Origin of the sequence: Brakhagea baltica (assembly GCF_052161605.1) — a bacterium.
Classification (GTDB): domain Bacteria; phylum Planctomycetota; class Planctomycetia; order Pirellulales; family Pirellulaceae; genus JBKCUI01.
The window spans coordinates 634,514-647,857 of sequence record NZ_CP197409.1; the positions used below are offsets into that span (position 1 = coordinate 634,514).

At 52.1% G+C, this 13,344-nt stretch carries 8 protein-coding genes; 1 reads left to right on the forward strand and 7 read right to left on the reverse strand.

Annotation, left to right across the window (positions count from 1 at the left end; genetic code table 11):
- Window positions 1–68: 68 nt before the first annotated feature.
- Genes SH449x_RS02490 through mutL form a run of 5 tightly spaced genes read right to left on the reverse strand, consistent with a single transcriptional unit; the run spans window position 69 to window position 10,108 of the window.
- Window positions 69–2,165, reverse strand: a complete 2,097-nt coding sequence (locus SH449x_RS02490) for a hypothetical protein (protein ID WP_482379739.1) — start codon at window positions 2,163–2,165, stop codon at window positions 69–71.
- Entirely contained in the window at window positions 2,162–2,944 is a 783-nt protein-coding gene (locus SH449x_RS02495; protein WP_482379740.1) for an ABC transporter ATP-binding protein, read from the reverse strand. Before SH449x_RS02495 ends, SH449x_RS02490 begins: the two co-directional genes overlap by 4 nt.
- A gap of 6 nt (window positions 2,945–2,950) precedes the next feature.
- The gene (locus SH449x_RS02500; protein WP_482379741.1) at window positions 2,951–7,165 is read right to left on the reverse strand and encodes a neutral/alkaline non-lysosomal ceramidase N-terminal domain-containing protein; all 4,215 of its coding nucleotides are present in this window, start codon (window positions 7,163–7,165) and stop codon (window positions 2,951–2,953) included.
- A gap of 46 nt (window positions 7,166–7,211) precedes the next feature.
- A complete protein-coding gene (gene rarD, locus SH449x_RS02505; protein ID WP_482379742.1) occupies window positions 7,212–8,105 on the reverse strand; it encodes an EamA family transporter RarD in 894 nt (297 codons plus the stop codon).
- 11 nt (window positions 8,106–8,116) lie between these two features.
- Window positions 8,117–10,108: a DNA mismatch repair endonuclease MutL gene (gene mutL, locus SH449x_RS02510; RefSeq protein WP_482379743.1), complete on the reverse strand. Its 1,992-nt coding sequence runs from the start codon at window positions 10,106–10,108 to the stop codon at window positions 8,117–8,119.
- 236 nt (window positions 10,109–10,344) lie between these two features.
- On the opposite strand from mutL, the gene SH449x_RS02515 reads away from it, so the two are divergent.
- Entirely contained in the window at window positions 10,345–11,550 is a 1,206-nt protein-coding gene (locus SH449x_RS02515; RefSeq protein WP_482379744.1) for a 2,3-bisphosphoglycerate-independent phosphoglycerate mutase, read from the forward strand.
- Here SH449x_RS02515 and SH449x_RS02520 read toward each other — a convergent pair.
- Both SH449x_RS02520 and SH449x_RS02525 read right to left on the reverse strand, forming a co-directional pair.
- A complete protein-coding gene (locus tag SH449x_RS02520) occupies window positions 11,498–12,526 on the reverse strand; it encodes an HTTM domain-containing protein (protein WP_482379745.1) in 1,029 nt (342 codons plus the stop codon). The two genes, SH449x_RS02515 and SH449x_RS02520, sit on opposite strands and share 53 nt — an antisense overlap.
- A complete protein-coding gene (locus tag SH449x_RS02525) occupies window positions 12,523–13,341 on the reverse strand; it encodes a hypothetical protein (protein WP_482379746.1) in 819 nt (272 codons plus the stop codon). Before SH449x_RS02525 ends, SH449x_RS02520 begins: the two co-directional genes overlap by 4 nt.
- Between the last annotated feature and the right edge of the window lie 3 nt (window positions 13,342–13,344).

Sequence of the window (13,344 nt, forward strand, 5' to 3'; positions counted from 1 at the left end):
AAATCCCCTTCAGATGGACGAAGTGTAGCCAGTCCGTGTTCGCTTGACAACTGTAGTTTTCAAGACTTTTATTCGAGCTTGGAAGTTACGATTCTCAGAATCTCTTTTTCTCGAGCTTGTAGTAATTTTCCTTGCCAGCGAACAAGCTGCCGATAGCAAAACAGACTACCGCTCATCGCTAACAACGATAGCGGCACAGCCACCGGCAACCAACTTACTGACGGAAGAAAATAGCCGATCAACCACTCGATGCCGAGCGGAATCAGAGCCAAGCCGAGTATCATCGGCAGAATCGAAGACAGCAACAAATTAAGCATGACTGTCATAAAGTCCATGCTCTTCGGTTGAATGCTTCCCGATCCTAACGGAAACGGGGTATAAATGGCCATCAGGTTCATTAATAACCCGAACATAGGCAATACCGTCAGAAAAACGAGTAACGCACAAATTCCAAAGTACCACGGTAAACCTATGTAGAATCCGACAAAGATCAAAATAGGCAAGAGCAAGCTGCCGATAAATGTTCCGTGGGCGAGATTCTTTCCATACAGAATTCGCCATCTCTCCATGCCGCTCAGCACGAAGGTCCGGAAACCAGCTCGATCGAAACCGAATGTGTTACCTGCCACCCCACACGACATTAGCAGCATAAACGCCGCAAATCCGCAAACGATCAAACACTTGAGATAATCGTTCTCCGGTACGACTTTGCCTCTCAAAAACACCAACATAATCAGCGGGGCTACGAGGGGCATGAGCAAATACATCTTGACCTCGGGCGCTCGCCTCATCGACGACCATGTCATCGATACCATGGCCGAGACATCTTCCTCCAAGCCTGGAAGGGACCACTCGTCCATCCGCAACCTCTGTGGCGCCTTTGTCGCAGCTTTGGCATTCGGTTGCGCGGAAACAGATGAAGTAACCACTTGTTTTGCCGACGCAGCGTCTACGACCCTAGTTCGAACTCGTTTGTTTCCTATCTCCCCTTTCCAATAACCCAGCGTGGATCGGTAACTCCAGCGCAAGAACTGAGCTCCTACCAACAACAACGCCATGGATAGAAAAAATGCCTGCCAAGCCGAACGGATTCCATTCATCATGGAATCGATCGCGGCGACACTCCACAACGGAGGCACCGCATAGTTGCCGATGCGGGCTGACGATACAAGAACATCGAATGCCCGTGCCCTGCGCTCGTTAAGCTGCTTGATCCGTAACTCCCGATCAGCCTGTTCTTTCGCCTCATAGGCTGATTCTTCCTCAAATAGAACGTCCTCGGAAAAAGCATCCTCAGGCGACTCAGACTGTTGCGTTTCCACCTGTTCTCCCGAATCGGTAGACAAAGCATCGAATTCGGTTCGCTGCTCCACCTGCTCCCCGAGCACTGCTGTTTTTTCTGCCGAATCTACAGTTTCAGGCTCTACAACCGTGTCGCTTGCTTTCTCGCTATCCTCCTCGGCTTCCGTTGCCATCTCGGGGCCCTCTGACGAAGCAACTCTAGCCGTCTGCCTCTGGCTTCGTTCAAACCAAAGAAAAATTTGCACAGGAACCTGCGTGGCGGCAATGATGAATATTGGCAACAGCACGAGCACCATTTGCTTGGTTCGCGGGTTGATCATAAACGTTGCAATCCAACCTTGTAGCCAATAAGTGGCCGCCGTCATCGCAAACAGGAATGCGGCAACTGGGATCACAAACAAGATGGCAACGATCCCGACAGAAAACAAGGAGCCGAACACCAACCCTAAACAACCGCCAGCCGTCATCAAAAAGACCGGGGTTCCCAATGACGCCAGATAGTTAACCACAAACGCCTGACTCGGCGAAACGGGCAGATGAAGAATTTTATCGAGAGAAATGGGGTCTCCACGCTGAGCTTCATTGAGGACATGGATCACCCACATCAACATCGCTAAGAGAATAGTCGCATCCCAAATGAGAAAGTAATAGGTCTGATCAAGATACTTGGGCAGGAAAAAGCCGAGCGTAAAACCCAGCAACCAAATTGATACTACACTCAGCCCGACGACAATCGTGCCAAGGAGCGCGAACACCTGCGTTAACTTGGAGCCTCTCGATATCTGGTTGTAGCGAATGCGAAATCGCAACCACACGAAAAGCAACGAGGGCCAAATAAATCGGTCGTAGATTCCCTGCATCATGAATCGAGCCAATTCAAGCGATTCGCCCCAGTGCTCTCAGTGCCAGCCATCGACAAAAAGTACTGCTCCAACGAACCTTGATCGAGTATCTCCTGCATGGACGATTGATGCACCAGCTTGCCTTGCATAATGATCCCAACATGGGAACAAAGCTTCTGTACAATTTCGAGAACGTGCGATGTTATAAACACAGTGCACCCCCGATTCACAAAGTTTGTAAGTATCTCTCGGATGGTAACAGAGGCTACTGCATCGACTCCTTCAAACGGCTCATCCAAAAAGAGCAACTCCGGCTTGGGAAGCAACGCGGCTGCCAAAGATAGCTTCTTACGCATTCCGTGCGAGTACTCGAGCGCTAATGTCTTGGGCTCGGAATCAAGCGTCATCAATGCTAAAAGCTCTTCGCTCCTCTGCCGTATCGTCTCCAAAGATAGACCATGAACTCGACCGACAAACGTGAGATATTCGCGGGCGGTTAGATTTTCAAAGAGTGCAAGATTCTCGGGTATAACTCCGATCTTTCGCTTGGCTTGTAAACTCTGGTGCTCATGGAGCATGTCGAACCCAAGCACCCGCATCTCACCTCCGCTCGGGGCCAGCAGCCCGGTGAGCATCTTGATGGTAGTCGATTTGCCCGCTCCGTTATGCCCCAGAAAACCGTACAGCGTCCCTCGCTCGACCCTCAAATTAACCGCATCTACCGCTACCTTCGTTCCGAACTTGCGTGTCAAATCTGTTGTCGCAATAGCATATCCATCATCCGCTTCCGTATCTGACATTTAAAGTCAATCCCCACCGCGTCTTAAGTAAGTGACGATCTGAGCCATCTGCTCAGGTGTCAACAGTTTTTCAAAGCCATCCGGCATCAAGGATTGATTCGATTCCTTGATATCTTCAACATCGTCCCTCGCAATCTTCTCCACCCGTCCGTCGGCGAGCACTAATTCGAGGAACTCATCAGATTCTTGGATTTTTAGTCCCGAGAACACCAAATCCTCCTTTGTCCGAATGAGACTCCGTTTGTAGCGATCGTCCACCGACTTGCTAGGATCAATGATCGCTTCGAGCCAAGCCCGATTGGTCCAGTGGCTTAACGCTTGTAGCGAAGGCCCAATCGGCGGAATACTCAAACCGTCAACAACCTGCCCGCGATGGCATTTGGCGCAATGCGTTTCATACAGCAGCCTTCCTTGAGCCAGCTCGAATTGCGCCGGCCAACTCGCTTCAAACCGATCGATGGCCTCCTTCCTGTCTCCAGCATCGTCGCTACCGAACCACTTCACAACACTCTTTGCATATCCATCCTGCGTATTCTGCCGCAGCACCTCGACCTGACTCGGCTCAACCGCCTTGGCATGCAACTCGCCTCGCTCCAAGAAGTCAAAAAGCAACCGAATCCCTTGCGGATTACCAACGTAGTTCGATATCACAGACCTTTGCAACGGCCTAGGCCAATTGCGACTCGACGTGAGCAGGGCAACGCGACTAGCCTCGCCAAGCTTGTACACTCCCGAGACAACGACTTCCACAAACGCTTCATCCGCGCTGGCAAGCCTTTCAAGCAACTCCCCTACTTCCGCTTGAGAGTCGTCGATCAACCGGGAAGAATACAATTCCCAAGCCGCTAGCTTCAATGCCAGCGTTCCTTCTGATGAACTTACAACCTTCTTCGACTCGGAATAAATGCAATCGATCAACTCGTTTTCTAACGCGGTGACTCCGGCACTCGACGCGAGCTGTCTGGTTAACAGATAATGCCAAGCAGGCCTCGCCCCCTGATGCCCCACAATCAATCCAACGATCTTCGTAAGGTCGCTCGAAAGCAATTTCGGAACCAATCGGTTGAGATACCCGGTCCCTCGCAAATCATCCCGTTGAATCAACTCTTCTACGATCAATCCGACTCGCTCCGGGTTTACGAACTCTAGTGCAATTTCGAAACCTCTCAAGTTAGAATTCGCGAGCAACAGGTCGCACGTTTTTCGAATTGCTTCCCGATCTGTTGCTTCGCCATAATTCGCGAGACCTATCACCAGACGCATCGCAAGGAGCGGATCGATTGAGTCCTGCATCGCAACCCGGGAAACCATACTGTCGACAGCCCCCCTCGAGATCTCACCAGATCGGAGCATTTGCCCCGCAACATAGGTTGCGACACGTTCATCACGATCCTGTAACAGCACAATCCTTTGACTTTCTTTCAACGCACCCGCGTAATTCAGAATCGAGAATGCTCGCACTCGCACTTGCGGATTCGCAGAACTAAGCTCGCTAACGATAGAGCTTGGACTCAACTTTCCATCCGTGATTTGCCAAATCAAGCTCTGTTGCGCCCAGTCTGCAATTGCAATATTGTCATGTCCGAGTAAACCAATCATGTCCTCTGTGGAGAGGCTTTCGAAAACAGGTGGCGTCTGCGGAGGTTTCGACTCGTGATACACTCGGTACAGTCGACCTTGTTCCTTGCCCGCGTAGACATCGAGCCTGGCTAACCACTCTTCGGGAATCCAAGTGGGATGCTCAATGACTCGGCGATACATATCTGCGATCCAAATCGATCCATCAGGCGCGTTGACCACCCGCACCGGTCGGAACCAAGGATCTGAACTGCGGATCCACTCGCTTGACGAATCCTCAGGCAACCGTTCCGCCCGCCACGAAAAACCATCTCGCACCATCGAAAGACGCGAAACCAAATTGTGTACCGGTTCGCACACAATGGCTTGACCGAACATGCTTTCGCCGTTCCCATGGCTGAGATTGATGATGGTGCTGCAGACCGAGGTGTAGCGATTCGCGGTTAACGGATCGTTGAAACGGTCCAAGGCTTGACTAAGCGGATAAACCACCGGAGATTCAACCGGTTGTGTCAAATATCGCACGATGCCGGCGGAATGCACCATGCCAGCGGAATGCCTCGAGGAATGATTGCCCCAGTTTCGATCGGCGACATACTGATAAATGGGGTGAGTGTTGTCGTTGCCAAACCAATTCCCCCATCCATCGTGCGAGCGAATGAACTGTGTCTCTCCCGTTTCGAGGGACAATTCATGACGATCGGGATCAATGGCTAGATCGCATCCGCGAATATCGATCTCCTCAAACGAGCCATCCAACCGATGCAAAGTGACCGATTTGGTACCATCGCCCGGTCCGAAATGCAATTTGTGATCTAGCCCATAGGTAAACCCGTGGACCCTGTGCTGTGGATTTGCTAATGCGAAGCCCGATAGTATGACTCGCTTTTCATCCGCAATTCCATCTCCGTCGGTATCCTTGGCAAAAAACACCTCCGGTGCACACGCGACCACGACCCCATCTCTCCATGCATAGATCCCCGACACAAAAGGCAAATCGCTCAGAAACACCGTACTTGTCTCTAGCAATCCGTCCTGATCTTTATCCTCGAGGCAGATGACTCTGCCCGATCGCTCGCCGCCGTTGGGATAATCTGGCATCTCCAGCACCCAAACCTTGCCATCCGCTCCAAACGATATGTTGATGGGATCGAAAATCAACGGCTCAGCGGCCACCTGCTCAATCCGAAACCCCTCGGGAACTTGAATCGATGCGAGCGATTGGCTTTTCGTGAGTGGTCGATCCAAATTCCGGGTTTGGGTCTGAAGATCCAAAACCACTTTCACGAGCTTTTCCTCTGTTCCACTCACCCAGGGGCCTGGCTGATTGTAGTAAACCATCGAGCTGTCGACTTCGTAGCCACCCTCTTTTAACAAACGCTCCGAGGCGACATAAGCGAACACGTCATCCACGTAAGCAGCAACCCACACGTCGGTGAACTGGCTCAGTTCCCGTTCGAGCCTGATTTGATAATCGACGACTACTTCTCCACCCAAGAACACCCAAGCTAACTGGGTGCCAAACCCCCAGAAATGGACGGGAGCAGGATAAGACTCAGGGATGCGATCTTTGAACTTCAGTATCTCGAGCAACCCTCGTGCTCGATTCTGGATGTGCCGATTGGGATCTTGTAAAAGCCCCTGGAGCGATGAGGGGGCGGGGCGATCAAACTCGAGCCCCGCGTAGGCGAAGGATACAACCTCGGGGGCACGCAGTGGTTCCTGGTTGGATTTTATAGCACGCGTTACAGCCTCTGCCATGCTTTGAGCATGTGATTGAGCATGAGCAAACTCGCCTCGCGGGTTCGGATTCGAATCGGCACCTGTCCCGATCACTGGTACAGCAACCAACCCATCATTCTGGTTTTCGATCAACTCAGCTGATAAGCCCGCCCAATCCGCGCTGACCCGATTCCTCTCAGGACTGATCGACGTACAGTGACATGCATATTGATAAGCGACTGCCAGCAACTCGCCATCATCCTTACGGGCCGATAACACTCGCACTCGCCGATCGACGGGCCCTTCAGGAGTGGTCCCAAAATTCGCCCAACGACCACTCTGTATAACGCGACGATTGATGGCAAAGTCAGCTTGGTCGTCAGCGACGGTAATAGTGCCTGGGACTGCCCCCTTTATGGCCTGTCTCGCAGATTCGATAGCGGAATCGACCAGGAACTTCGTATAACGCTTGGACGCTTCCAACTCTGCTGGTGAAAGCGGGTCTGCGAACAAGTTCGTGAGGACACCATCCAAATGAGGAGCTGTGTGCGAGTGTGTGGTGCACAGAGCCACCTGTGCTCTGCTCAGTCCGAATTCCAATTCGAGCGTTCGATTGATCGTTTCCGTCATCGCTGCCGATATGCCGATCGCATCCAAGGACACAACCAGCAGCGGCTCCTTGTCCGTGTGGGCCATATAGAACGATCGTACAAAAAGATTCGAGTCCTTTTCCGTGGCTGGCTGAACACGGGCCGCATATCCACTCAACCGAACGGGTTCCGTTGGGGTGACATCAATCCGGCTGGCTCCGATTTGCCATTCACCAGCAACCAGAGCAATGAAGTTAAGAACCGGTAGCAGTGAAATGAACACCGCTATTCGTACGAAGATTTGGGCAGGATTTTGGGTGGGTAGGTTCATTCTCGCGAGTCCTATTGGGTCAGTGGCCCTCGCATTGTAACTCTTCTCAAGCCCCAATTGTATGAAGTCGTTTCCGTTTTTCGACTTGTACTGTTCCCCATACAAACAACGCCAACGCGGCCCAAACGATAAGGAAACCGGTCAATCGCCCCAGACCGACAGGCTCTCGAAAGAGAAAGTAAGCGATCAGAAACTGTAGCATCGGGCCGACATACTGCAACATTCCCATGGCTACCAACGGAACCGATTTAGCCGCCGAGGCAAACAGCAAAAGAGGAAGTGTCGTGATCGGGCCACCCAGCACCAACAAAGCAATCGTATCGAACGAAAGGGCCTCCTGCTCCGACCCGCCAAATCGAAAATACCACAACAGTACCAGAGACAAGGGTGCTAGAATCGCCGTCTCCATCCCCAAACCCGAAATAGCCGGCATGGTGGTCTTCTTCTTAACGGCCGCGTAACTGGCAAACGAGATGGCTAAGCAAAATGCGATCCAGGGAAATACACCCGTGGCCCAAGTCATAACTCCCACCCCGACGAAAGCTGCAACGATGCCCGCCCATTGCGTTCCGCTAATTCTTTCTCGAAAAAAGACCACGGCCAGCAATACGGTTAGTAGTGGGTTGATGAAATACCCCAAGCTCGCTTCTACAACAAACTTGTTCTGAACGGCCCAGATAAACACGAACCAATTAATGCTGATCAACACAGCTGCTAGGCAACACAAAGCTAACCGCTTTCGGTCCTTCAAAAGCTCGATCACACTTTGCCATTGCCTGACATAAGTTGTCAAAAAGACGAGCACGAGCAAGGACCAAACAATTCGGTGACTGATGACCTCGAGCGATGGAACATGATCTACCAGCTTCCAATAAAGTGGAAAGATTCCCCAAAGCGCATAAGCCGAAACAGCCTTTAGATACCCTCGGTAGTTTGTCATGAATAAGATATCTAAATCCGCTTGAACATCTTGTCGAGCTGATCGCGTGAAAAGAACAACGCGGTTGGACGACCATGCGGACAGTGATGGGTTTCTTGATGCAGATCACGCTGCTTGAGCAACTCTGAGATCTCATCATCTGACAGTTTATCACCAGCCTTGATCGCAGCTTTGCAAGCCATCATATTCATCATATCGTCCAGCAAATCTCGCACATCAGGCTTCTTGCCTCCCTTCAAAAGAGGTTCGAGCACCTGTCGCAAGACCTCGGAAGGCGAAATGTCCTTGAGCATGGCTGGGTAGGAATGGATCAAAAACGTCTCGCCTCCAAACGGCTCAACATGTAATCCGATCTCTTCCAGTACCGTTTTGTACTCGTTTACCAACGCAGCCTCCTGAGAGGGCAAGGAGACGGTCTCGGGCACCAGCAATCGCTGTACATCCACCGCCTTCGATAACACCTTGGCCTTGATCTGCTCGAATAAGATGCGCTCGTGCAAAGCATGCTGATCGATAATAACCATCCCATCTTCGTACTCGGAAACCAAATAACGATTGTGTATCTGAAATCCAACTGTCTTACTGGAGCTTGCACCATGATGGGCATGATCAACTCGATGCGCCGATGAATGACTGTGGGACGAGGTGAGCAAGGCTTCATCCCCACCGGCCGGCAAGCCCAACGAACTGTCCAGATCGATTTCGGCTGACCAAGGCATGGCGCTGGGTGGCAACTCCGGTACGGCAGACACGGGATCGCTTCTCATCGGTCCGAAAGGATCATTCTGATGGGATCGCGGTGCCACTGGTCCTCCAAACTCGTTCCGGGCCGACGGAAACGGCCGGAAATCAGGAACGGAACGTGGTAACGCGGCCGTCGTCGTTTGGGGCCAATCGAGTAAACTACTCGTCGAGCTTGCACTTTGTGAACTTGGAGACAGGGCTGCTCCAGCCAAGGCGGAAACATGCCCTGGAAGAATCGGTTCCGCCGTGGGCCTTGCCACCGGAATGAAATCGCTGTTGAGAAACTTATTTCGCAACCCGGATAGCAACCTCGAATAAATGGCCCCGCTATCCTCGAATCGCACCTCCACTTTGGTCGGGTGAACATTGACATCGACCGTCTTCGGATCGATATCGACATGCAAAAAGCAAACAGGCATCCGGCCTACCATCATCAATCCGCGATACGCTTCCCCCAACGCATGCTGCAGAGCTTTGTCTCGTATGTGTCGCCCGTTCAAGAACAGATATTGCATGCGATTGTTGCTCCGCGAAACCGAGGGATCGCAAACATATCCGTGAATAGCGACCTTGTCATCACGCTGATCGATAGAGATCAACGCATCAGCGACCTCGTCCCCAAAAAATTTGCGGATCCGCTCGGACCAACGCTCCGTGGGGGGCAAATCATGAACGGTCCTGCTACCGCTATGCAAAACCATATGCACGTGCGGAAAGGCTAGGGCAACTCGAGTGAAGGCTTCCGTCACATGTCCCATTTCCGTTTGGGCACTCTTCATGAACTTGCGACGGACCGGCGTATTGAAAAACAAATGCCGAATTTCAATGGTGGTACCAATCGGTCCAGATGTGGGACGGACCGGCTCTTGCACTCCACCCTTGACCAATAGCTCGTACCCGCTATCGGATTGTGCCGTTCTGCTCCGTAAAGTCATATGGCTGATCTCGGCGATCGATGCCAACGCCTCACCGCGAAAACCTAACGTGCGAACATCAAATAAATCATCGTCATTCTGTAGCTTGCTCGTAGCGTGCGGAGATATAGCCAGCTCCAATTGCTCCTCGTCAATGCCACAACCATCATCGGTGATCCGAATCAAATCGAGGCCGCCCCCCTCGATGCTGATTTCTACACGCTTTGCCCCTGCGTCAATGCTGTTCTCAAGCAATTCCTTGACCACGCTCGCGGGGCGTTCAATGACCTCTCCGGCCGCAATTTTGTTCACCAACCCAACCGGTAGCTTGCGAATTGTTGGCATGATTGTGTGGTCTCCTCTCAGCGCGGCATTCCTTTGAGCCTCGACTAACCCACCGAAGACTCCCTCGTCAACTTGACTTTACATTACCTCCCTTGATCTTAACGGAAAACCGCCCCTTTCGAAATGCTTACCATCTGAGATTGCGGAATCGATGAGATCTGTTTGAATACTGCGATCGTCAATATCGTAGTTTCAAGCAACTTATCTAGCCAAAACCTATACCGAGGCACCACTCCATGGATATGCATGACCTAACTCGCGAACTCCAACTGAGCAATGACAGCAAAATCGTGATGATGGTCGCCGACGGCCTTGGTGGTTTGCCCATGCAAGCGGGCGGAAAAACGGAACTCGAATCCGCAGCGACTCCCAATCTGTCCGCGTTGGCAAAACTCGGCGTTCAAGGTGCCAGCATTCCCGTTAAACCGGGCATCGCACCAGGCAGCGGCCCAGGGCATTTAGGGCTATTTGGCTACGATCCTCTCCAATATCAGATTGGACGTGGAGCACTCGAAGCAACCGGCATCGGCTTTGCCCTTCAAGAAGGGGACGTGGCGATCCGCTGCAATTTTTGCACCCTAGATGCCAATGGCAACATCTCTGATCGCCGTGCTGGACGTATTAGCAGCGAAGAAAGTGCCCCTCTAGCTATCTCTCTTCGCCAAATCAAAATCCCCGGCATCGAGGTCTTTGTCGAACCGGTCAAGGAGCATCGATTCGTAGTCGTTCTGCGCGGAGCGGGCCTAGGTGGTAACGTGGCCGACACCGACCCGCAAAAGACCGGTGTTCCTCCGCTCGATCCAGTTGCCCAAGACGAAGCGAGCAAGAAGACGGCCGAAGTAGCCAAGGAATTTTTGGCTCAAGCAAAGAAAATCCTCGCCGGGCACCCTAAAGCGAACTTCCACACCATGCGTGGCTTCGCGAGTAAGCCCGCCCTGCCAACGTACCAAGAAGTCTACGGACTGAAAGCAGCCGCCATCGCGGTCTATCCGATGTACAAAGGATTAGCTCAATTGGTCGGCATGGATGTGATCGGAAAAGCACAATCGCTGGCCGAACAAATTGATACCCTAGAAAAGGCTTGGAACGATTACGACTTCTTCTTCCTCCACTTCAAGTATACCGATAGCACCGGCGAAGACGGCAACTTTGACGAAAAGGTCAAGCGGATCGAGGAGCTGGATAGCTTGCTACCACGTATCAATGCCCTTAACCCCACCGTCTTGATCGTTACCGGCGACCATAGCACGCCATCTTATCTCAAGAGCCACTCGTGGCACCCCGTTCCCACGCTGCTCGTGTCGGATTGCTGCCGACCTGACCCGCATGTCACGTTTAACGAGTCGACCTGTATCACCGGCGGCTTGGGGCACTTCGAAGCCCAGTATCTTATGACTTTGGCATTATCCAACGCCGGGCGGCTTGGCAAGTACGGTGCATAAGATCGGCAGGCACGAATGATAGATTGGCGATGATCATCATGAACCCAAAGGTGATCATCCCCATGAACATTGCAATCCCAAAATGGACGGCAACCGCCAAGAGCAATGCGACCGGTCGCGTCCACTTAGGCCAAACGATTGCCGGGTAGAGAACTTCCCAGAACAACGTCACATGCGTCAACAAAGCGACGAGGACAGGATACCGCCCCATCCAAGTTAAATCCGTGGATTGGTATTCGTAAGATGCCGCTGCGAACCAGAGTGCGGACCCATCCCACCACATCTCGCCTCGCAATTTGCCGAGTCCGCCAAAAAAGTAGATGATGCACATGTGGATCTGCATCATTCGCGTCGAAACGGTATTCTGCCATGAAAGCGTTGTCGCGTTGACGTCGGGGGTGTTCAGTCCGGTCGCGATTCGCAACCACCACGCATCGGCAAGCTTGGGAAACCGTTTGCTCAAAATGCGATCCAAACTCAGCAAGCTGTTCGACTGGGCGAAGATTAGATAAAAACTCAACATGATCACAATCTGATCCAGACCGAACAGAAATCCGGTCAAGCGATGAACCGTCATCAGAGTCAAGAACCAAGCCAGACCCATCGTTAGCCTGGTAAGCAATCCCAAGGCTGCACAAACGCCACACAGGATCCCCAACCATTCATGGAGCCGGATCCACGCCAGCGACTCGGTCATCGCTAAATAAGTCCATTTGCTATCTCCTGGCACCCCAATCTCGGGTGCACCACTGTGCAGACGGTTCCAGAGATCGTTGCTCACCAACGCGTTCGGGCCCAGAAAATCGTCCAGCTTCAACAACCAGACACAATGCACATACGCGATCATCAAACCGGTGGCGATACGAATCGGAACCAGCGTATGCGCCGAAGTGGGCTGAAAGAAAAAGCCTAGTAATTTGTCCAGTAACCCCAAAGGCCGGTTCGATGGCGGAGGAAATTGATTCGCACTGCTCATTTGGGAATTAGCAACTCCTCAACTTGTGCATTCGCTTCGCTGGTGGGAGAGGCACCGTTTGCTGTAGGCGGGGCGATCGAAGCTGGAGGAGGTGGGGGCGGAAAATTGGATAGCGTTTCGGGCAAGATCTGAATCCAACGCGGATCGGAGATGCGAACATTTTGCTGAAGCGTCGATATTCGGTCCGGGATCTCTCTTTCCAGCCGATCCACGCGGACAAACGGCTTGCCCGTCTCACGCTTTATGTTTTCGGAAATTGATCCAATCAAGTTGCGATAGATCTCAGAGTCGTTCTCCCAGCTTTTTTGAATTAGTGGTTCCCTAGCCAATTCGGGATCCAGCTCAGGGGGAGCGAAACGCGAGTTCACAAATTCTGCGAACATCAAATAGCGATGGTAGAGCAAGCGAGGGCGATGCCGATTTCGATCGGGAATGAGGACACCTTCGTATGGATTGACCTGGAATAAATTGGCTGGTGGAGGCAAGGGATCATTGTCGGTGGCGACTCGCAACAAATGCCCCGGTCCTGGATTGGGAGCGAAGAAAAAATAACCGTGATCGAGAAATAGAAACTGAGTATAAGGCCGGAAGACGCTACGCAATAAATCAGCATCAGCCCCAGATTGAACCCGACTGCGCGAGAAAAAATGGAAAGGCTCGGAGAATACGGCAATCAGATGAAAGCAGACGGCTCCTAAGATGATTATTTGCCAAGGTCTCGATAGTCGAATTGAAACTCCGACTGATTCTGTACATGGATTCTGATCCGACGAGGTCTTTTCGGTCGGGAGCTTTTTCTGGTCGTCGCTCTTCATGAG

Bases quoted from the DNA above. Each gene is read 5' to 3' on its own strand.
- mutL (WP_482379743.1), bottom strand. From the start codon at position 10,108: ATGCCAACAATTCGCAAGCTACCGGTTGGGTTGGTGAACAAAATTGCG.
- rarD (WP_482379742.1), bottom strand. From the start codon at position 8,105: ATGACAAACTACCGAGGGTATCTAAAGGCTGTTTCGGCTTATGCGCTT.
- SH449x_RS02520 (WP_482379745.1), bottom strand. From the start codon at position 12,526: ATGAGCAGTGCGAATCAATTTCCTCCGCCATCGAACCGGCCTTTGGGG.
- SH449x_RS02495 (WP_482379740.1), bottom strand. From the start codon at position 2,944: ATGTCAGATACGGAAGCGGATGATGGATATGCTATTGCGACAACAGAT.
- SH449x_RS02490 (WP_482379739.1), bottom strand. From the start codon at position 2,165: ATGATGCAGGGAATCTACGACCGATTTATTTGGCCCTCGTTGCTTTTC.
- SH449x_RS02525 (WP_482379746.1), bottom strand. From the start codon at position 13,341: ATGAAGAGCGACGACCAGAAAAAGCTCCCGACCGAAAAGACCTCGTCG.
- SH449x_RS02500 (WP_482379741.1), bottom strand. From the start codon at position 7,165: ATGAACCTACCCACCCAAAATCCTGCCCAAATCTTCGTACGAATAGCG.
- SH449x_RS02515 (WP_482379744.1), top strand. From the start codon at position 10,345: ATGGATATGCATGACCTAACTCGCGAACTCCAACTGAGCAATGACAGC.